General features: G+C 47.6%; 16 protein-coding genes. 4 read left to right on the top strand and 12 right to left on the bottom strand.

Annotated elements, in window-relative coordinates:
• The 8 genes from FDW98_RS22910 to FDW98_RS22875 all read right to left on the bottom strand — a co-directional run.
• Positions 1–1,730: AAA family ATPase (locus FDW98_RS22910; protein WP_137398960.1), on the bottom strand; the 1,730-nt coding region annotated here is incomplete at its 3' end.
• Positions 1,731–2,292: 562 nt separating this feature from the next.
• Positions 2,293–2,592, bottom strand: coding sequence for a helix-turn-helix domain-containing protein (locus FDW98_RS22905; protein ID WP_001097217.1), 300 nt, complete (start codon positions 2,590–2,592; stop codon positions 2,293–2,295).
• Positions 2,593–2,954: 362 nt separating this feature from the next.
• Complete coding sequence (locus FDW98_RS22900; RefSeq protein ID WP_000262426.1) at positions 2,955–3,881, bottom strand: hypothetical protein; 927 nt, start codon at positions 3,879–3,881, stop codon at positions 2,955–2,957.
• An 11-nt stretch (positions 3,882–3,892) separates the two neighbouring features.
• Complete coding sequence (locus tag FDW98_RS22895; protein ID WP_024143025.1) at positions 3,893–5,449, bottom strand: TnsD family Tn7-like transposition protein; 1,557 nt, start codon at positions 5,447–5,449, stop codon at positions 3,893–3,895.
• A gap of 41 nt (positions 5,450–5,490) precedes the next feature.
• Positions 5,491–6,939 carry an ATP-binding protein gene (locus FDW98_RS22890; RefSeq protein WP_001049182.1) on the bottom strand — a complete coding sequence of 483 codons (1,449 nt, stop codon included), beginning with the start codon at positions 6,937–6,939 and terminating at the stop codon, positions 5,491–5,493.
• The gene (locus tag FDW98_RS22885; RefSeq protein WP_048217579.1) at positions 6,939–9,062 is read right to left on the bottom strand and encodes a Tn7 transposition protein B; all 2,124 of its coding nucleotides are present in this window, start codon (positions 9,060–9,062) and stop codon (positions 6,939–6,941) included. The genes FDW98_RS22890 and FDW98_RS22885 overlap by 1 nt, the downstream gene beginning before the upstream one ends.
• A complete protein-coding gene (locus tag FDW98_RS22880) occupies positions 9,049–9,891 on the bottom strand; it encodes a TnsA endonuclease N-terminal domain-containing protein (RefSeq protein WP_020833813.1) in 843 nt (280 codons plus the stop codon). The genes FDW98_RS22885 and FDW98_RS22880 overlap by 14 nt, the downstream gene beginning before the upstream one ends.
• Before the next feature lie 114 nt (positions 9,892–10,005).
• Complete coding sequence (locus FDW98_RS22875; protein WP_137362471.1) at positions 10,006–11,235, bottom strand: NAD(P)/FAD-dependent oxidoreductase; 1,230 nt, start codon at positions 11,233–11,235, stop codon at positions 10,006–10,008.
• 229 nt (positions 11,236–11,464) lie between these two features.
• Here FDW98_RS22875 and pitA point away from each other — a divergent pair, with 229 nt between their 5' ends.
• Positions 11,465–12,964, top strand: a complete 1,500-nt coding sequence (gene pitA, locus FDW98_RS22870) for an inorganic phosphate transporter PitA (RefSeq protein WP_096759191.1) — start codon at positions 11,465–11,467, stop codon at positions 12,962–12,964.
• 65 nt (positions 12,965–13,029) lie between these two features.
• Here the strand turns inward: pitA and uspB are convergent, their stop codons facing one another.
• Entirely contained in the window at positions 13,030–13,365 is a 336-nt protein-coding gene (uspB, locus tag FDW98_RS22865) for a universal stress protein UspB (RefSeq protein ID WP_096759190.1), read from the bottom strand.
• Between the two features lie 393 nt (positions 13,366–13,758).
• On the opposite strand from uspB, the gene uspA reads away from it, so the two are divergent.
• Positions 13,759–14,196: a universal stress protein UspA gene (gene uspA, locus FDW98_RS22860; RefSeq protein ID WP_003023368.1), complete on the top strand. Its 438-nt coding sequence runs from the start codon at positions 13,759–13,761 to the stop codon at positions 14,194–14,196.
• Positions 14,197–14,488: 292 nt separating this feature from the next.
• Complete coding sequence (dtpB, locus tag FDW98_RS22855; protein WP_096759189.1) at positions 14,489–15,961, top strand: dipeptide/tripeptide permease DtpB; 1,473 nt, start codon at positions 14,489–14,491, stop codon at positions 15,959–15,961.
• 87 nt (positions 15,962–16,048) lie between these two features.
• On the opposite strand, the gene FDW98_RS22850 is transcribed toward dtpB, so the two are convergent.
• Positions 16,049–16,552 carry an Rrf2 family transcriptional regulator gene (locus tag FDW98_RS22850; protein WP_096759188.1) on the bottom strand — a complete coding sequence of 168 codons (504 nt, stop codon included), beginning with the start codon at positions 16,550–16,552 and terminating at the stop codon, positions 16,049–16,051.
• A gap of 230 nt (positions 16,553–16,782) precedes the next feature.
• Here FDW98_RS22850 and FDW98_RS22845 point away from each other — a divergent pair, with 230 nt between their 5' ends.
• Positions 16,783–17,982 carry an NAD(P)/FAD-dependent oxidoreductase gene (locus tag FDW98_RS22845; RefSeq protein WP_096759187.1) on the top strand — a complete coding sequence of 400 codons (1,200 nt, stop codon included), beginning with the start codon at positions 16,783–16,785 and terminating at the stop codon, positions 17,980–17,982.
• Between the two features lie 111 nt (positions 17,983–18,093).
• Here the strand turns inward: FDW98_RS22845 and rsmJ are convergent, their stop codons facing one another.
• On the bottom strand, positions 18,094–18,843 hold the full coding sequence (gene rsmJ, locus FDW98_RS22840) for a 16S rRNA (guanine(1516)-N(2))-methyltransferase RsmJ (RefSeq protein ID WP_096759186.1): 750 nt from the start codon (positions 18,841–18,843) through the stop codon (positions 18,094–18,096).
• Positions 18,844–18,851: 8 nt separating this feature from the next.
• Complete coding sequence (prlC, locus tag FDW98_RS22835; RefSeq protein WP_096759185.1) at positions 18,852–20,894, bottom strand: oligopeptidase A; 2,043 nt, start codon at positions 20,892–20,894, stop codon at positions 18,852–18,854.
• Between the last annotated feature and the right edge of the window lie 203 nt (positions 20,895–21,097).

Below are 21,097 nucleotides of genomic sequence, written 5' to 3'. Positions count from 1 at the left end.
GCTGTCATCCGGGGCCAGAATTTATCAAGCACATTATCGGGTTTCATTCCCACCGCCCGGCCAATTATTTTTTTAGCATCACAGGTGTCCGTAAACGTGACGGCTACACCGGTCATTTCTTCAATCAGATCCGGGCAGAGATAGTTCTCTATTTCACGTTTGCGCGTGGCGAAGAATACCTTACCGGCATCCTCCACTTCTTTTTTACGTTTCTGAATGGACAGAACCTGTGCAGGGTCTCCCCCAATATCGGAGTCCAGAAATACGCACCAGGGAAGCCCCAGATCGTTGGCCAGATTCAATGTCACCCAGTGTTTGACGCTGCCACACCCTCCTATGAGGACTGGCACTATTTTCACGTCCTCCAGAGAGGCTGGCAACATACCTGACTGTTTTAATGAACTGGCCGCATGCCTCAGGAAAGTGACATCCGACTTTCCCTCTACCAGAACTATCCCCTGCGCCCTTTCCATACCGGTCTCTGGCAGCACCCCCAGGCTTTCAGTCGCTTCCTTCAGCACAGCGTCATCCGGCATTTTTACTACGGGTTCACCCGCCTCATTTCGGGTGACATAACGTACGCCTTCGACAGGGATCAATCCGGCCAGCGCCGGGACATGGGTGGTGACGATAATCTGACGGTGCGGCTGGCCTGCCAGTGCCAGTAACGCTTTCATCAGCATCATCTGATAGTTCGGATGCTGTGACGTTTCAGGCTCCTCTATGGCATAAATCACATTTCTGGGCGTCCCCGCGACATGCTTCTCGGCCTCAGCCCGGAAAAAATTCAACAGGATAAGCCTCCTTATCCCGCTGCCGCGCTTATTGATGGGGATGCCATTTTCCCCGTCCAGGGTGAAACTGAAGGTCCACTTGGGTTTCTCCTTAAATCGTGGAGTCAGTTCACTGGCGAGTTCGGGGGCCATTTCACGTAATTTATCCAGCGTTCTCTGTGCGACATCCAGTACGCTGTCCTGGATCTCATTTTCCAGCGCTGTAATTTTGTCCTGCAGCGCAGCCTGAGCGTCTTTTACGGCCTGCTGTAAGGGGTTTTTAGCTTCTGAATCCCCGTCGCTGCTTTCCCTGTCGGCTTTGAAAATCGCATACGTGGGCAGCAAATCGAGGATCTTACCCCATAATGATTTTGTGTCGGTTCCAAACTCTTTATCGACATCCAGCAACATTTCAGAACAGGTATAGGGAGCGGCGGCTTCCCTGATGGCCTGACGCCATAACGATGCAGTGCGTTTATCCGCCACATTTTTTTCAGCTTCTTTTCCCACCGCCCTGAGCTCGGAAATTTTCATTGCCAGTAAGTTTCTCAGGGGCTCCTCTTCGGGATGGATGCAGCGGATGCAGGTCTGCTCCGGTTTTCCTGAAGTCGTTGCTTTAAACGTTTTGACGATTTCAAAATTGCCGTCTTCATTCAGCAGATGTTCTGAGGCGAGCGTGGTCTGCACCCTGTCGTCGATCATGATAAAATCGGGCAGGTCATCAAATTCACAGGCTATTTCAAAACGGCCGTCCCCTTCTCTTAGGCTGAAACAGTTCATGTCATTCTTGTCAGCCTTCATTCCTTCTGTTTCAAAAAAAATAGCCAGCGCTTCCAGAATCGTTGACTTCCCAAAGTCATTACGACCGACAATACCCGTCATGCTTTCATCAATAATGATTTCAGTAGAGTTTCTGTAGCCTCTGAAGTTTTTCAGTTTTAATTTTCTGAGCCGCATATGAAGTCCTGTGTGTAAGAAAGCGTTTTGCTGCAACCTGAATACAAAATATATTTTCAAATGCCTGCCAACATGCAGGGATAACCGTTATTCAGAATATCTTAACGACATTTCTGGATTATGATCTGGTCGCGCTTTCTGAACTTTACTGCTCCTCAAAACACCGGAAGCCAACTTGTGGTTCGATACATGGCTAAGTTAAAACTCCAGAATGATGGGTAATAATTTCAATGCTCATTATATTTTTTGGAACTGACTCATGGCTTTTATGACTTAAATGATAATAATACACATTCTTTGATATTAATTATGTCGTACGGACATTGATAAATTTAAAGGTAGATAGATTTTCATTTACGGATTATTTCCTAAATTCATCGATAATGTGATCGACATAAAATTTTCATTTAAGAGTGAAGAGATAATTTATGGTTGTCCGAAACAGCTCAAACTGGTGTATTTAACATAACAGAAGAAACGAAAGGCTTCATAGCAACCTGATACTTCAGGCCGCTAAGGGGTTAATATTGCTGCAGACAATTAGACCGGGAAGCGCATGGCGTCACCATTTCTCCCGCCTGGCTGGAAGTGAAGAATCATTGTGCAAAGCTCCGTATTCGGGCTTTGCATCTGACAATGGTTCCCTGGATGAAAGTACGATCTCCACTCCAAGGACGCTGAACACTCTAAACAAACGCTCAAAACCCACACTTGCAGGGTTGGCCTCCAGTCGGGCATAAGTTTGCTGTGTTACACCCAAACGTTCAGAAACATCTCTTTGCGTCAGTCCATTGGCTTTGCGAAAGCCGATTAAAACAGGACGCAACTGATTCAAGGTCTTCAAAGCGTATTGAGTGTTCATAAGTGATCTTCCGTATCGACGGGTTAACAAGCACAACGAATGGATTTACAGCAGATAAGCTGTAATACTCATTAACAGACTATAGGCTGTAATACGCCTCTTGCCAAGATTCGGCATCTTTCAAAAACAAGGCCGTGTTGAGTAAGCAGTACTGGTATCTAGCACCCCTGACCACTTTGCTTGAGAGTGACCCAGTGACATTTATCGTGATCGTAGGTCTTTTAGACGTTGTTGCTAACCGGCATCATACTCAGGTGGTAACCCCCAGGGATACTCGGGAAGTGATAATTTATTCCCGCCCTAATCAAAATATATAACCCTATCTTATTAGCTTTCTTAGTAGTTTATAAATGAAGTAAAAATTAGCGAAGAAGCTTTACATTAAAAAGTGAGCAAAAATTTTTACCATTGAACCGGCAAAATTTGCAATCTGCGGCTTTTAGCCTGAGAAAATCCACATTAACAGAATAATCATCAAGTCCAACAGAGGCATAACTTACGTCCTCGAATAAATCGGTAATAAATGAGTTGAAATTACAAAAATTAACCTCACTCAATATCCTGAACACCGCAGAAATATAACTACTATGCATTATCCTGACTTCAATAACCTTTAATAAACTAGAATGCGATTTACTTTTAAAGAGGTCAAAGAGAAAGTAAACCAGCTCATTTTTATTGTCAGAAATCCATTTTAAAATTTTATCCCTGGCACATGGCAATAAATACACTGGAGTTTTGAAAGGATTTGAAATGTCAACCACAAGGGAACAATAACCATGAGGATTTATTCCACTTATAATTAAGTCACTAAGTCCTTTCACTGCATCCAAATAGTTGTCAAAACAAACCTCATATAAACAGGTACTATGAGCTGCACATTTAGATTCAAACAACCATCTATGACGAAGATAACCAATGCCTTTAGAGTGTATATCTTCAATAATACATTTATGGCAGTAACGAATCTTTGAGATGTTTACCAATGGATATGAATTAGTTATGTGTAAATTATTTCGACAGGCATCTTCAACAGCGTTGAAATACCCGTAAACACCAGAAGATAACGACACTATATTGGAAGTTAGTATATAACCATTTCTTGTGGCAAGAATGTCATATATATCCTGCAAACTATGCAATTTGTACATATCAATCAGTTCGAGCCGAGGAAAGGCATCGTACCTTAGTTCACCATGCTTAGATATTATGTTCCTGCAATTGGATAAGTTATACATTATCTGTGAACGCAGAAGAAAACTGTGCCACAATTCATTTTCGTAAACCATATCACTCCCTCTTATTTAATTAGATTCTTTTTCCTGAGAAGTGTCATTGTCATTGGTAGTTTATCTCTGTATTTCAAAAGCCAGTTATGCCCCCCCAGTAAAGCATCCAGGCTTGTAAGTGACATCGGGTATTGCCCCTGAGATAAAACAACATTTATTAATGATGATGAGATTATATCTCTCTCGCTCCAGTCTACTCTTTTATTTCTATAACATCGTACTGCTTTAGGAAGACAGGAATTAAGCCAGCCATTTTCATGTTTATTTAGCCAAAAGAAACTAGCATAACAACTTTCCTTGACTAACTTTCGCGTTACAGAAATGGATTGATTATGTATAAATCTTAATATTTTCTGCTTATGACGCCGTCTTAAAGAATCTTTTTTACATTTTTTACGCCATGAGCATAAACCGTAACAAGATGAAATTACAGAGGATACAGTTCCTTCCGATAATGAGTTTTTCTCAGCTATGGATGCCAGACTAAACCCCCTTACAGCCATAGACTTGATAAGCAATTCAGTGAATATATTAATTTTTGTGTTTCGCTTAAACGCCCTCAGGTATTTTTTATAAATAAGTGTTTTAATGTAACATCTGCTGCGATTAAATTCTCTCCCAAGGTTGCTAACACTAGTATTATTTTCAGCCATATGAAAGCTGTATTCCTTATGACTTTTAAAGATTTCTTTCTTTTTATTAGGACGACTTCCTGCATACGTTGGCCAGCAAGTATTTAACAAACAATAACAAAGCAAAAGGTGCTTTGTGGGATGCTGACAACATTTATCTTTGAGTATAGGCTCCCAGTAGTGATAATCAGTAAGGGATGTCGGTAGAAGCTCCGATGAACCCTCCCCAAATAACTGGCACTTAGCATAAACATGTGCGTAAAATACATTTTTCTTCAGATTCCCGTCCAATGATAATAAATTTAACTTTTTAAGTACATCCATGTAATTTGGGTGACAAATTTCTTTTCTTCTGATTATATTTATGGACTCATAACAAAATTTAGCAAAATCGAAGTCTGTCTCATTGCTGAGTTGTTCTGTATACGAAACAGGAGGCATCAGTCCAATACGTATGTGCGGTGCAGAAGGGACATTGATGCTTTCAAGCACTACCTGGTGCCGATGGCAGGTTGTAACCCCATGAAGTTGATGCGCCAGATGCCAATAAGTAACACCATAATGAAAAGTATCTTCACGAGCGCAAACCGGGCAAAACTTCAATAGTGTCCGCTGTCCTAGTGAAAAATTACTAAGGCGGCACAATCGATTAAGCCTGGCAGGGGTCGTGTTGAAATCCATAATTTCATTACGACTGATTGGTAGTGCCCAGGCAAACAGAGGGAGTAAAGTCTGTTCATGCCAGAGCTGGTCTGCACTTTCGGATGTATGAAGAGAAATAGCCTTTAATCCTGAATTGAGAATTGGATGGACGCTCATATCAGGTTTGTGGAAAATGATCGTTAACAGAGAAGATGGGGACATACCGTACACGGTAGCTGTCCGACAAAACCGACTGAACAAGGATTCATCAGGTAAAACAGACAACATTCTCATTTACCCCACCTCTCTTTGACCGTTACGAACTGATGACCTCATTACAATTTATTAAGTGGATCTGTATTTATAAGCCCGCAACGCTGAAGAGCATCGTAGGTATTTTTCTTTTCAGCTGTTCTGGTGATAACAAGATCATGGTCAAGAGACAGTATTTTCTCGTCGAAATTGCGCATAACCTCGTCTATTTTTCTTACGAATTCCTTGTGCTGTGGCCTGTCTATATCTCCAGGGATCAAAGCTTTTAAGGGCTTCTCTGACATGAACTTAGCCGAAGCATCACTTTCATTAGATGCAGAGAGCCATTTGGCTTCCTCGTCTTCAGTCGCTGCCCCCGGGAGTAAAGTATCCTTATATTCCTCCGTATGGCTTACGAGTACCGGTACAGAGGCCGACAAGACTGCACCAGTTATGATTTCATTACCGCTACCGATAACCTTTAATTGTGCCCCCCGATAAATCATCTGAGCCAATCCAATGTTGCCTTTAGATAAAATGAATAATTTTTCGTTTAACTCATCATTTAATGGTGTTTCAACATTTGTCCATTGTAATGGCCATAAATAATGAATAAACGATTGCCAGTCTTGTGAGTCGTATCTGACATTTGAAATTTTCATATAACCACCAGACTCTGCCCGCCTGGCAATTCTCATTTTCTTTGTCAGAGTCTCGTCAAAAGGATGATTTCCACAAAAAACCATAGATACCCCCATCGAATCTACAATTTCATGTAAAAAATCAATCAACTTACTCTCACCTCCAGTTCTTGAAAATTTTAGCCTCTGCATTTCATCAATAACAAGGATACCTAAAAATGATGATTTTATTCTTTGCGCAATCTGGCGAGCCAGAGCACCATTTCTAATCTCTGGTGTAGTTCGTTCAATACCAATTGCATCATCTAATTTTTGTAAAATCTCTTCACAAAGGTCTCTCACACTTGAGTTGTATGGACAATTAATCTTTACCCATACGATTTGCTTACTGAAGCCGGGAAAAACTCCTTTATAGCTGCTGTGTTCTATAATCTGAGGGAAATGATCCATGACTTGCTCGATCATGGTAGTTTTTCCAGAACCACTCATTCCAACTATCGTAATGGTTTCAGCCTGGGATTTAAAATATCCACTTTCGGGTTCAATATCAGGACGCTCAGTCCCATAGTAATGAAGATATTGAATAGTTCCGCTTTTTAAAGGATTACGGGCTGCATAGCTTTCCCTAAGTGCCCGTAAAATCATTTTATAAGCCTGGATAAGATTGGTTTGAGGGCAACGGAATTTCTTTATACGTTCGACATACTGCTCTCTAACATTCGCCGGGGCAGTCCAGCGGATTTTTTCGTCAATTTCGGGAAAATAACTCATTTCCAGAAGTACTTCATCTTCCGTAAGCGCTTCAGGAAGTGCTTCAATTAAGGGGTTGCCACGATACTCAGGTAACTCCTGTTCTTTATATATCGCTGAAACGCTCCGTATAAGGTTCATTATTCTGCGTCCTCAGTCTTCTTCTTACCTTTTAACCATCTTTGTTTCTCCTCCCGGCCAGGCAAAAGCAGAACCTTACTGGATGACGGAAGTAGGGGTTCAGGTCTTCCATTAGCAACATCAGTTCGCCCTAATGAATCAAGTTCATTTTTCCTGTTCTTTTTAATATCTTTACCATGTACCCGTCGAGATTCGTATATTTCATTTAATCTTTCGTTACCTTTCTTGTTAAAATCATCTTTATTATTGATATTGCTGAGTGAATCCAGAGTAAATAAATTAATTTCTTTTTGAGTATCTACCCAATCAGCCATTACATCTGTATCAAGATGAGCTTTACCTTTAAATATATCTCTTTTCTTAAGCAGGTAATGCTTTTTGAAAATGCTATTTTTGTCAAATCTTACATATATATAATCTACGCAATTGTCATCTATTCTTGCTTCACAAGTGGTTCTTCCAAATACTCTGGCACCTGATGCAATGTCTGGATCACATTCATAAAAAAGATTATTGTACTGAATCCCACCGGCGGTAATGTTAGCGTTCACAGGGATCAACAATCGTGCGATCACTTCGTCGGCCCCAACGGCTCTTGCGCTGAATCTCCCGTGCTTTAAGCTTATCATCCAACTATTTTTTGGTGATATTACGAGATCATTTTCAATCAGTAAGGGATTGATATAAGCCAGTTCTTCATATGTTCTCTGATTATGTGCAAGTATCTCCCGAATCAGTAAAGACGTGACCTCCTGAATCGTTAAACAAGCCCTGGATTGCGGTGTTGGCGCTCCTTTAACAATCTTACCCCTTCGTGTTGTTCCAATAAGCCTATGAATAACTTCATCATTTAGAATACCGAAACAGCGTTCAACAATGCTTTTTCTGTCGCCTCTACCGACTGGCGCAAACTCAAGTTTTGTCAGGGGGGTCATCTTTTCCTGAGGTTTAAGACCAATCATCTCCCCGTTGTCACACATCAATGTTAATGGAATATGAGAACAAGGCCAATCATCATTAGTAATAGAGATTCCAAATAATCTACAATATTCTTTTTTTGGCATAAAGCAATTTGCTAACGCTTGTCGGGCAGCTCGCCATGAAGCATGGTATAAAGAAACATGAAGGCCAACAATCATTCTTGTTGCGCGATCCACCACTGTATAAATAGTTGGGCGCCCAATGACTTTTCGTCTGTTTAAACTCGAAATAAGATGTACATCAGCGACAGTTGAGTCTATTTCGAAAACATCACCCGGTAAAACAGTTGTATTAGCCGCACTACCTAAAAGCGCCCGCATTTTGAGGTCTATTTCTTTTTTCGTGTTCTTCTTCTTTATCGAGAAATCTTTAGTGAAGAGTTTTTTATTCCAGTATGAAAATTGTTTTAAAGAAGGAACATATGGAGCTCTATTTTCTAAGTTCGCTGTTTTAATTTCATCCCTAAAATACAAATCAATATGTCTCTCTAATGTTTTCTTTATCGTATCTCCGTTAACTTTATAATGATACATAATGAGAGATTTTCTAATATTATTTATATCTCTTTCATTAAGAATGAAAACACGTGAACGTTCATTAGGTAATGCTCTGTTTTTCTTGGAATTCCCAAGTTTAATTTCATGTTTGATTCTACTTTTCCCAGCGGCACCACAGTTCGAGAATGCGGGTAGTAATGCATAAACATCCTGCCCATGTCGCCAGTACAACGCCAGAAGCGTTCTGATAGTATATTGTGATATTTTTTTATTTCTGGAGTAGTCCATTAAAAGGTGAGACTTTTTATGTAATGCATAGTCGAACAGAAACATTCTGTCATCTACAAGATCTTTAATGATATTGTAATTTTCATCTCGCCTTCCCCTGTCTTCATCTGTTATTTCTTTCTCATCTACTAACATATATGAAGGGTATATATAATCTTTACAAGTTATGCTATTTGATTCAATATAATATTTAAACAATGAAAATGAGAAAGGAATTGGCTTACCCGTTCTTTCTGATTTTATTTTAAACAAAATTAACAAATCAACCTTTTTGTCAAAATCCAAAACACGATAAAGCCCCTCTGCAAGCAAATCAGTGCCTTGAGAGAGCCAGACTGAATTTCTAATAATATCCATTTGCGTTCAGTCCTATATAGTGGCCATTGGATATTATCTTTATCAGACCGGTTTCGAGTATTGGATATGATAAATCAATTTTTATCATTTTTAATCCAATCATTGCCTGCAATAACATCATCGCTTCTTGTGCATCTACCCCAATGATTGATGAAATCATTGCACGTAGTCCCACTATGGGATAAACATCTGGTTTAAGCTTCCATAGGATTTTATCAAGAGGATATTTATCATAAAATACAGAACCATCTCTTAATACAGAAGTAACCCAACAAATATTTTTACCGACGACGTTATTGAGTTCCGAGCCAACATAAATTTGAAACTCAACATCAATCAACTGCCAAAACATCCTCTCTATTTCAAGTTTTTGGGCTTCGCGTTCAGGTATGCTCTCGTTTTGTTTTACTGCTACAGCTTTGTATCGAAGTCCGCCTTCAGGAGTTCTCAAGGTCAGTAAAAAATCGGTTGTCATAACATTCAGAACTTCGACAGGTACTCCTCTTACTCCCCTCACCATAGGATGTTGAAAATGTAGATGATTTGCTATTTGTTGGGTAAGCCGGAGAGGAAAGAGTGGGAATTGTTCCCGGATATCAATCACCGAGTCATTAAACTCAGCCAGATAGAAAAAGTTACTTTCGACAGAAGAAAGGAGATGATGGTTTCGAAACGTCTTAAGGCCAAAGACTATCGAACGGTTTCCACGGGATTTAACGTCCTGAGCTCTAAGCCAGGGCTGATAACTTTGGCCATAGCCCACTCCTATGCCGTCACCTAGCGCATTTTCATAATCCAAATAGGATTTGAGACGCCTACCCCTACCCATGATCGTACCCAAAAAACGACATTGATACGTACCTATATGTGCATTTTATAGTCTCCAACCCTATAACCACACATTCAGTAAGTATACAACATTAGCGTCGTTTTTTGAGAATGGTTACAACTTTAGTGCTTTGTGTACAACTTTATTGTCTTCGGACAACACTAAATCCTGCGCACACGCCCAGGCGCTCGACCATGCCCACTGGAAGTTATAGCCGCCCAGCCAGCCGGTGACGTCCATCACTTCGCCGATGAAATAAAGGCCCGGTACTTTGCGGGCTTCCATGGTCCGTGAAGACAATTCGTTGGTGTCTACTCCGCCCAGCGTCACCTCTGCCGTACGATACCCTTCCGTGCCGTTTGGCTGTACGCGCCATTCGGTCAGCGTTTCCACCAGCGCTTGTTGATCGCGTAGGTTAAGTTGCTTCAACGTCACGTCCGGGATTTGCCCCAACTGCTGCAAACACTCCACCAGTCGCTTCGGTAATTGCATCGCCAGCGTATTCTTCAGACTCTGATTGGGGTGTGCGCTGCGCTGTTCATCAAGGAAGCTTTCGAGGTCAACATCTGGCAACAAATTAATGCTGACAAATTCACCCGGCTGCCAAAAACTGGAAATTTGTAAAACGGCCGGGCCTGACAGCCCGCGGTGCGTAAAGAGCAGGTTTTCACGAAATACGGTGCCGTCTTCGGCGGTAATGACAGAGGGAACAGACACGCCGGAGAGCACCTGAAGCTGGTCAAGCAGCGGCTTATGCAGCGTAAAAGGCACCAGACCCGCACGCGTTGGCAGCACATTCAGGCCAAACTGTTCGGCGATTTTATAACCAAATGGCGTCGCACCCAGACCCGGCATAGAAAGCCCACCGCTGGCAATCACCAGTTTCGTCGCACCAACGGTTGCGCCGTTGAGCTCCAGCGTAAAGCCCTCATCATCCCGTGCAACGCTCAGAACTTCGCTACGTAAGCGCATCGTAACGTTACCTTTTTCGCATTCCGCTACCAGCATATCGACTATTTGCTGCGCGGAGTCGTCACAAAAAAGCTGGCCGAGCGTTTTTTCATGCCAGGCAATGCCGTGTTTACCCACCAGATCGATAAAATCCCACTGGGTATAGCGCGCCAACGCTGACTTACAGAAATGAGGGTTTTGACTCAAATAAGCCGCAGGCTCAACATAAAGATTGGTAAAGTTACAGCGCCCCCCGCCAGACATGAGGATCTTGCGCCCGGGCTTTTTACCATTATCAATAAGCAGTACTCGACTTCCTGCTTGTCCTGCCTGCGCGGCACAGAACATACCCGCTGCGCCAGCGCCTATAATAACGGTATCAAACCTTTCCACGTTGCGATCCTCTCTAAAAAGCGGGCGTGAATTGTAAAGATTCCTCAGTGGCCGCACCAGCACCAAACCATCAAAAATAGGTATTTATCTGAATTCTATAAGATAATTCTTTAGTGGTGTCATACAAAGCAGGAGACAAATCAAAAAAACTCTATATTTCACTTTGCCCGCGCCGCCAAAGTCACTGATAATGCGCCGCGTTCATGTCCTCAAAATGGCGTAACGTCCTATGCTACATTTGTTTGCTGGCCTGGATTTACATACCGGGCTTTTACTCTTGCTTGCTTTGGCTTTTGTTCTGTTCTACGAAGCAATTAACGGCTTCCATGATACAGCCAATGCCGTCGCTACTGTGATCTACACCCGTGCCATGCGTTCGCAATTGGCGGTGATCATGGCTGCGGTGTTTAACTTCTTTGGTGTTTTGCTGGGCGGTCTCAGCGTAGCGTATGCCATCGTGCATATGTTGCCAACGGATCTGCTGCTCAACATGGGTTCATCACATGGCCTCGCCATGGTGTTCTCTATGCTGTTGGCGGCAATTATCTGGAACCTGGGTACCTGGTACTTTGGTTTGCCTGCATCCAGCTCCCACACGCTGATTGGCGCGATTATCGGTATTGGTTTAACCAATGCGTTGATGAACGGCACATCGGTCGTGGATGCACTTAACATCCCGAAAGTGATGGGTATTTTTGCCTCTCTTATCATCTCGCCGATTGTCGGCCTGGTGGTTGCAGGCGGCCTGATCTTTTTGCTGCGTCGCTACTGGAGCGGTACTAAAAAACGTGCCCGTATTCACCTGACGCCAGCAGAGCGTGAAAAGAAAGACGGCAAGAAAAAGCCGCCATTCTGGACGCGTATTGCACTGATCCTCTCCGCAATCGGCGTGGCGTTCTCTCATGGCGCAAACGACGGGCAGAAAGGCATTGGTCTGGTCATGCTGGTACTGATTGGCGTAGCACCTGCCGGTTTCGTGGTGAATATGAACGCTTCCGGTTACGAAATTACGCGTACCCGCGATGCCATCAATAACGTCGAAACCTTCTTCCAGCAACGCCCTGACCTGCTCAAGCAGGCGACCGGCGTAGACCAGTTGATTCCGTCACCGACGGAAACAGGTACAGCGACGACGACAGAGTTCCATTGCCACCCGGCTAATACCATTAACGCGCTGGAACGTGCGAAAGGTATGCTGGCGAATCTGGAAACCTACGACAAGTTAAGCGTTGAGCAGCGCGGACAACTGCGCCGTATTATGCTGTGCATTTCCGATACCACCGATAAGGTCGTGAAACTGCCTGGTGTAAGCAACGACGATCAGCGTCTGTTGAAGAAACTGAAAACCGACATGCTGAGCACCATTGAGTACGCTCCGGTGTGGATCATCATGGCCGTTGCGCTGGCTCTGGGCTGCGGTACGATGATTGGCTGGCGTCGCGTGGCAACCACTATCGGTGAGAAAATCGGTAAGAAAGGCATGACCTATGCTCAGGGGATGTCGGCGCAGATGACGGCCGCCGTCTCTATCGGTCTCGCCAGTTATACCGGTATGCCAGTTTCCACCACCCACGTACTCTCCTCTTCCGTTGCGGGTACGATGGTCGTTGACGGTGGCGGCTTACAGCGTAAAACAGTGACCAGCATTCTGATGGCCTGGGTCTTCACCCTGCCTGCGGCGATTATTCTTTCCGGGGGGCTGTACTGGCTCTCCCTGAAGCTTATCTAAGCGAATGCGCAATAAAAAAGCGGGCCTGCAAACAGGTCCGCTTTTTTTTTACGCTGTCATCAGGTTCAGTGCCAGATAATCAGCGCAACCATACTGATTAATACCAGTCCACATAACGAACTGGTGAGAATGAACTGGCCACGCACGCGCTCACAGCGGCGAATAAACTCATCATCATGATGATCGCGATAGCGCTGGGCGTAGATATACCACACCAGACGCATCTGCTTGTTGGGTTGCCCATGCGAGGTAAAAAAGCCTCCGCCATCAACATACTGGTAAAGCAATGGATCGCAACCACGAAGTACCACTAACAGTGCGCGCAACGACGAGAAATAGCGCGCCATATTAACAATGCAAACGACACACAAAGCCCAGAATAACGCAATGGTGCTTATCATACCCCCTCCCCGGCGACCCGCCCACGGAGTTCCTCTCCGGGACTACCGCTCCCCGATACCCTACCAAACTATGCAGTGAAGAGTGCTACCGAAACCGCTCGTGTTAGTGTCACGCATCCGAGCGCCTCTCTAGATAGTGTAGGAGATTAGTTAATTTTTTTGCCAGAAGGTTAATCACTATCAATACAATTAACTGAAAAATTTGTTTAACTACTTGGCAATCAAGGTGGATTGACGGATTATTCTGGTCGCTATAATGTAAGGATAGTCCCTATAGGGTACGTCTTTACGACTGGACTAGCCCCGCGCGTAAGGTCCGCAGGATGCGGATGACGCGGCGGCAAACGATCGCCAGAAGGCTAGTCATCGACAACTTATGGAAGGAGTAACACTATGGCTTATAAACACATTCTCATCGCGGTTGATCTTTCTCCGGAAAGCAAAGTTCTGGTTGAAAAAGCGGTCTCTATGGCGCGGCCTTACAATGCAAAAGTTTCCCTTATCCACGTTGACGTAAACTATTCCGACCTGTACACCGGGCTAATCGACGTAAATCTGGGCGACATGCAGAAACGCATTTCTGAAGAAACTCATCACGCGTTAACCGAACTGTCCACCAACGCAGGCTACCCTATCACCGAAACCCTGAGCGGTAGCGGCGATCTGGGTCAGGTTCTGGTTGATGCCATCAAAAAATACGATATGGATCTTGTCGTGTGCGGCCATCACCAGGATTTCTGGAGCAAGCTGATGTCCTCTGCGCGCCAGCTGATCAACACCGTTCACGTCGACATGTTGATTGTCCCGCTGCGAGATGACGAAGAAGCATAAAATGCTAGCTGTCGGGGGGTAACCCGCCCCGCTGTAAACATTTAAGCCTGTAAGCGCCCGCCTGTGCGGGCGTTTTTGTTTTTGTACCTTGCGTGAAAATTATTGCCTATCAGTACATCAATCCAACAAATAAATCATAATTAGTGTGATCAACTAATTGGATCGAAAACTATCTCTATAATACTCTACCCGCGCGGCCTATCACCGCAGTCTATAACAAAATAAGACTTTTTCGGCGCGTTTTAGAATACGCGTTCATACTTTTCGGGATGGCTTTGAAAGGCGAAGGAATATGAATACACGAGCACCTACGGGCTTGCTGCAGCAACCTCGTCCGTTCTTCATGATCTTTTTTGTAGAATTATGGGAACGATTTGGCTATTACGGCGTTCAGGGCATCCTGGCGGTATTTTTTGTTAAACAACTCGGCTTCTCTCAGGAACAGGCGTTTATCACCTTCGGTGCGTTTGCTGCGCTGGTGTACGGCCTGATATCCATTGGCGGCTACGTTGGCGACCACCTGTTGGGCACCAAGCGCACGCTGGTTCTCGGCGCCATCGTGTTAGCCATTGGCTATTTCATGACCGGAATGTCGCTGCTGAAACCCGACCTGATTTTTATTGCGTTGGGTACCATCGCCGTAGGTAACGGGCTGTTTAAAGCTAACCCGGCAAGCTTGCTGTCAAAATGCTATCCGCCAAAAGACGCCCGACTGGACGGCGCCTTCACCCTGTTTTATATGTCGATTAACATCGGCTCCCTGCTGTCGCTGTCGCTGGCGCCGGTCATTGCCGATAAGTTTGGCTATGCGGTGACTTACAACCTGTGTGGCGCGGGACTTATCGTTGCACTGCTGGTCTATTTTGCCTGCCGTGGCATGGTGAAGGACATCGGTTCTGATCCGGACCATAAGCCGCTGGTATTCCGCAATCTGCTGTGTGTACTGGCCGGTACCGTGGTGATGATATTCGTGTGCGCCTGGTTGATGCACAACGTGAAAGTTGCCAACCTGGTGCTGATCGTCCTGTCGATTATCGTCACCATCATCTTCTTCCGTCAGGCATTCAAACTGGATAAAACCGGGCGCAATAAGATGTTCGTGGCCTTTATCCTGATGCTGGAAGCGGTGGTATTCTACGTGCTGTACGCGCAGATGCCGACATCACTGAACTTCTTTGCCATCAATAACGTACACCATGAAATTCTCGGTTTCGCCATCAACCCGGTGAGCTTCCAGGCGTTGAACCCGTTCTGGGTGGTACTTGCCAGCCCGCTATTGGCGGTGATTTATACCCGTCTGGGCAGCAAGGGCAAAGACCTGACCATGCCGATGAAGTTCACCCTCGGTATGTTCCTGTGCTCGCTGGGCTTCCTGACCGCGGCTGCCGCGGGTATGTGGTTTGCCGATGCGCAGGGGCTGACCTCGCCGTGGTTCATTGTGCTGGTATATCTGTTCCAGAGTCTGGGTGAGTTGCTGATTAGCGCCCTGGGGCTGGCCATGGTCGCCGCGCTGGTGCCGCAGCATCTGATGGGCTTTATTCTGGGGATGTGGTTCCTGACCCAGGCTGCAGCGTTCCTGATGGGTGGCTACGTGGCAACGTTCACCGCGGTACCGGAAAACATCACCGACCCGCTACAGACGCTGCCTATCTATACCAACGTCTTTAGTAAAATCGGTCTGGTCACGCTGGCCGTCACGGTAGTGATGGCGATTATGGTGCCCTGGCTGAACCGGATGATTAATACGCCGAGTACTGAACAGTAATACACCGTGCCGGATGGCGGCTATTGCCTTGTCCGGCCTACATTCATTATGCCCGATACGCCTTGCGCTATCGGGCATTTTTAGTGGTTATCCTTTGCGGGCGTCGATCCAGTCCTGCACTTCTACGACAAACGTATCCGGTGCTTTGCGATACATCTTACGCGCCAAATCCAGGATCGTGTGCTGACCAAGCGCCTCTTCCATACGCTGCTGCGCCATGTCCATCACTGAGCGCACGCCGCAAATCCCTTCACAGGCCCACTCCGGCGGATGCTCCTCAAAGATCGCTAAGCGCTGGCGGATTTCACGGCATTCGAAGATACGCTTGTCGCCGTCAATAGCATTGACCACATCCAGAACCGTGATGTGCTCGGCGGGCCTGGCGAGCTGAAAACCGCCGCCCTTTCCTTCACTACTGCGCACCAGTCCGGCCTTCGACAGACGGGTGAAGATCTTCGCCAGATAGTCATACGGCACGCTTTGTAGCTCAGCAATTTCCCGTACGCTCATATCCCGCGCATCCCCCTTACTGTCAACCATACACATCAGGCTATGGATGCCGTACTCAACCCCGGAACTGTAGAATGCCATGTTCTTATCTCAGCCAAAATGAATCTGAGTTATTGTAACTTTTTCGGCCTGCACATTCCAGATACTCAGAATTCACCCGCTCATAAATAAAATTTAATTCATTAAATATCAAATATATAAATACAACTCAACAGACAAAGAAGCGCTTTTACAGGGAATTACATTGCAATCCTTAACTACGACCAATAGAATCCGAGCAAATAATTCATAGTCACCAGTGAGAAACGCAAATGCGTAAAAAAATTCTGATCGTGGGCGCCGGTTTTGCCGGTATGTGGGCAGCATTAAGCGCCGCACGACTGGCGGATAAACATCAGCAGTCCATTGATATTACTGTTATTGCGCCGCAGCCAGAGCTGCGCGTACGTCCGCGTTTTTATGAGAATGATGTCCAGACGCTGGTTGCGCCACTGCAGCCGCTGTTTGATGTCACCGGCGTGAAGTTCCTGCGCGGCACGGTCACCCAGTTGCTTCCACAATCTAAAGAAGTGAGCTGGACGGACGCAACGGGCCAAAAACAGCGTCTCAGCTACGACAGGCTGATTCTGGCCAGCGGCAGTGAAGTTAATCGCAATAGGGTTGCCGGCGCTGCGCAGCACGCCTTCGACCTCGATCAGCTGGAAAGCGCAACCGTACTGGAGCAGCATCTGAAAGATCTCGCGCACAGACCAGAAAGCGAGGCGCGCAATACCGTGGTGGTCTGCGGCGGCGGCTTTACCGGGATCGAAATGGCGCTGGAATTACCGGGTCGCCTGCGGGACATTCTCGGTGCTGATGCTAAGACCAGAGTAGTCGTAGTTGAACGCGGCCCGCAACCGGGTGCACGCTGGAGCCAGGAGCTGCGCGATGTGATCGCCGAAGCCTCCGCTGAACTGGGTGTGGAATGGCGGGTCAATGCAGAAGTTGAAAGCGTGGATGCGTCAGGCGTGACGCTGAAAGACGGGCAGACAATTGCATCACAAACCGTTATCTGGACGGTCGGCGTGCAGGCAAACGGCTTAACGGCACAGATCGACGCCCCGCGCGATCGTCAGGGCCGTCTGCATGTGAATGCGCATCTTCAGGTTGTGGGCCACGAGGATATCTACGCGACGGGGGATGTCGCCAGGGCCGCCACTGATGACAAAGGCAACCACGCCTTAATGACCTGCCAGCACGCGATTCTGTTGGGTAAATTCGCCGGAAACAATGCCGCTGCCAGCCTGTTAGATGTGATGCCACTGCCCTATCGCCAGGAAAACTACGTCACCTGTCTGGATCTGGGCGCGTGGGGCGCGGTGTACAGCGAAGGCTGGGATCAGCAGGTGAAACTGACGCGCGCAGAGGCGAAGGAACTGAAGCGTTCAATCGTCAGCGAGCTGATTTATCCACCGAAAGCGGACCGTGCGGTCGCCTTTGAGATTGCCGACCCGCTGGCACCGTTTGTGTAATTGATATTGCCGGATGTCAGCGTACTCGCAAGGCTGCGCGTAGGCCCGATAAGCGTAGCGCCATCGGGCAGCAAACCATGCCGGATGGCGACGCGATGCGTGTTATCCGGCCTACGGAGTTCCGGCATAAATATCAAACCGATGCCCTTTGGTCACCACCGCGTTCGGCGTTGCCACCTCCGCCAGCGGCGGGGCATAGTCCGGGCGCTTGACCACCACGCGTTTAGTGGCTAACTGGCGCGCAGGCTCCAGCAGGCCATCGGCATCTAAATCCGGCCCCACCAGCGACTGAAACACGCGCATCTCTTTTTTCACCAGCGCGCTTTTCTGCTTATGCGGGAACATCGGGTCGAGGTATACCACCTGCGGGCGTGGGGTGATATCGGTGAGCGCCGTCAGGCTGGACGCGTGGATCAGCTGTAAACGTTCCTGCAACCATGGGCCAATTTCCGCATCGGCATAACCGCGCGCCAGGCCATCGTCGAGCAACGCCGCCACTACTGGGTTACGTTCCAGCATCCGTACGCGACAGCCCACGGAGGCCAGCACGAACGCATCGCGTCCCAACCCGGCCGTCGCGTCCACCACGTCCGGCAGATAATCGCCTTTCACGCCAACGGCTTTCGCCACCGCTTCACCGCGACCGCCGCCAAATTTACGCCGATGGGCCATCGCCCCGCCGACAAAATCAACGAAGATGCCGCCGAGCTTGGGTTCATCGCGCTTGCGCAGTTCCAGGTGCGCCGGTGTCATCACCAGCGCCATCAGATTGTCTTCATCATGTTCCAGGCCCCAGCGGGCAGCCAGAACAGATAAGGCGCCGTCTCCGGCGCCCATTTCATCCAGTAAACAAATTTTCACGCCAGTTTTCAGCCCTTGATGCCGTAATGGTCCAGCATCGCATCCAGTTGCGGCTCACGGCCACGGAAGCGTTTGAACAGCTCCATAGGCTCTTCAGAACCGCCGCGGGTCAGGATGTTATCGAGGAACGACTGGCCGGTTTCACGGTTGAAAATCCCTTCGTCTTCAAAGCGGGAGAAGGCGTCCGCCGCCAGCACATCAGCCCACAGGTAGCTGTAATATCCCGCCGCATAACCGCCGGCAAAAATATGGCTGAATGCATGCGGGAAACGACCCCAGCTTGGGCCCGGCACAACGGCAACCTGTTTTTTGATCTCCGCCAGGGTGTCGAGAATTTTCGCCCCTTGCTGCGGGTTAAACTCAGCGTGCAGACGGAAGTCGAACAGGCCGAACTCCAGCTGACGCAGGATGAACAGCGCCGCCTGGTAGTTTTTCGCCGCCAGCATTTTATCCAGCAGTTCTTTCGGCAGCGGCTCACCGGTTTCATAGTGACCGGAGATAAACGCCAGCGCTTCCGGCTCCCAGCACCAGTTTTCCATAAACTGGCTTGGCAGTTCGACAGCATCCCACGGCACACCGTTGATACCGGAAACACCGGCCGTTTCGATGCGGGTCAGCATATGATGCAGGCCGTGACCGAACTCGTGGAACAGGGTAATCACTTCATCGTGGGTAAACAGCGCCGGCTTGCCGCTGACCGGACGGTTAAAGTTGCAGGTCAGGTAAGCGACCGGTTTTTGCAGCGTGCCGTCGGTTTTACGCATCTGCCCGACGCAGTCGTCCATCCATGCCCCACCGCGCTTGTTTTCACGCGCATAAAGATCCAGATAGAAGCTGCCGCGCAGTTCGTTGTGTTCGTCATACAGCTCAAAGAAACGCACTTCCGGGTGCCAGACGTCAACATCGGTACGCTCTTTGGCAGTGATGCCATAAATACGCTTAACCACTTCGAACAAGCCGTTTACGGCTTTGTTTTCCGGGAAGTACGGGCGCAGCTGCTCATCGCTGATGCTGTACAGGTGCTGTTTCTGTTTTTCGCTGTAGTAGGCGATATCCCACGGCTGCAGCTCATCAACGCCAAACTCTGCTTTGGCGAAGGCGCGCAGCTGGGCCAGCTCTTTCTCACCCTGCGGACGGGCACGTTTTGCCAGATCGGTCAGGAAGTCGAGCACCTGCTGCGGGTTCTCGGCCATTTTAGTGGCGAGAGATTTAAAGGCATAGCTTTCAAAGCCCAGCAATTGAGCCAGCTCGTGGCGCAGCGCGAGGATCTCTTCCATCACCGGGCTGTTGTCCCATTTGCCCGCATTGGGCCCCTGATCGGACGCACGGGTGGAGTAGGCGCGGTACATTTCTTCACGCAATGCCTGGTTGTCGCAGTAGGTCATCACCGGCAGATAGCTCGGGATATCCAGCGTCAGCAGATAACCTTCCTGTTCTTTGGCTTCGGCCTGGGCTTTTGCTGCCGCCAGCGCGCTTTCCGGCATGCCAGCCAGCTCAGATTCGTCGGTGACCAGTTTGGTCCAGCCCATGGTGGCGTCGAGCACGTTGTTGCTGTACAGGTTGCCAAGTTCAGACAGGCGGGTCGCGATTTCACCGTAGCGCTGCTGTTTTTCTTTCGGCAGGCCGATACCAGAAAGCTCAAAGTCACGCAGGGCGTTATCGACGGCTTTTTTCTGCGCGGTATTCAGAGTGGCGTAATGGTCACCTTCACGCAGATCGCGGTACGCCTGGTACAGGCCTTCATGTTGCCCAACCCAGGTGCTGTACTCAGACAGCAGCGGCAGCGTTTGTTCGTAGGCTTCGCGCAGTTCCGGGCTGTTTTTCACCGAGTTCAGATGGCTGACCGGAGAGAAGATACGCCCCAGGACATCGTCCACTTCCGCCAGCCGCTGGCAAAGATTTTCCCAGGTATATGGCGCCCCCTGCGCAACCACGCGCTCGACGTTTTCGCGGCAGTCGTTCAGCGCCTTAGTGACGGCGGGTACAACATGCTCCGGCTGAATTTTGGAAAACGGCGGCAGTTCGAAGGGAGTCAGCAATGGATTGGTCATTAGCGCAGTCCTGTAGAAAAGAGTGAATGAAGCGCGCATCCCGCGCTGTGCATATTATTTGTAGAATGGGGTTAAGTGTAGAGGATTTCAATGCCAGGCGTTGCGCTTTCGCGGCAGTGACGACTTTTCTGTATACTGTGGCGATACGCTCTATTTTCGCCCGATGGCACGCAGCTTATCGGGCCTACGTTTACAACCTGGAA

The organism is Citrobacter sp. wls711 (assembly GCF_005281055.1).
GTDB lineage: Bacteria > Pseudomonadota > Gammaproteobacteria > Enterobacterales > Enterobacteriaceae > Citrobacter > Citrobacter gillenii.
This window is presented reverse-complemented; position numbering and strand designations above follow the sequence as displayed.

Excerpts from the sequence above, each read along its gene's own strand:
- FDW98_RS22905 (WP_001097217.1), bottom strand. The coding sequence starts at position 2,592 with ATGAACACTCAATACGCTTTGAAGACCTTGAATCAGTTGCGTCCTGTT.
- FDW98_RS22900 (WP_000262426.1), bottom strand. The coding sequence starts at position 3,881 with ATGGTTTACGAAAATGAATTGTGGCACAGTTTTCTTCTGCGTTCACAG.
- FDW98_RS22895 (WP_024143025.1), bottom strand. The coding sequence starts at position 5,449 with ATGAGAATGTTGTCTGTTTTACCTGATGAATCCTTGTTCAGTCGGTTT.
- FDW98_RS22890 (WP_001049182.1), bottom strand. The coding sequence starts at position 6,939 with ATGAACCTTATACGGAGCGTTTCAGCGATATATAAAGAACAGGAGTTA.
- FDW98_RS22885 (WP_048217579.1), bottom strand. The coding sequence starts at position 9,062 with ATGGATATTATTAGAAATTCAGTCTGGCTCTCTCAAGGCACTGATTTG.
- FDW98_RS22880 (WP_020833813.1), bottom strand. The coding sequence starts at position 9,891 with ATGGGTAGGGGTAGGCGTCTCAAATCCTATTTGGATTATGAAAATGCG.
- pitA (WP_096759191.1), top strand. The coding sequence starts at position 11,465 with ATGCTACATTTGTTTGCTGGCCTGGATTTACATACCGGGCTTTTACTC.
- uspB (WP_096759190.1), bottom strand. The coding sequence starts at position 13,365 with ATGATAAGCACCATTGCGTTATTCTGGGCTTTGTGTGTCGTTTGCATT.
- uspA (WP_003023368.1), top strand. The coding sequence starts at position 13,759 with ATGGCTTATAAACACATTCTCATCGCGGTTGATCTTTCTCCGGAAAGC.
- dtpB (WP_096759189.1), top strand. The coding sequence starts at position 14,489 with ATGAATACACGAGCACCTACGGGCTTGCTGCAGCAACCTCGTCCGTTC.
- FDW98_RS22850 (WP_096759188.1), bottom strand. The coding sequence starts at position 16,552 with ATGGCATTCTACAGTTCCGGGGTTGAGTACGGCATCCATAGCCTGATG.
- FDW98_RS22845 (WP_096759187.1), top strand. The coding sequence starts at position 16,783 with ATGCGTAAAAAAATTCTGATCGTGGGCGCCGGTTTTGCCGGTATGTGG.
- prlC (WP_096759185.1), bottom strand. The coding sequence starts at position 20,894 with ATGACCAATCCATTGCTGACTCCCTTCGAACTGCCGCCGTTTTCCAAA.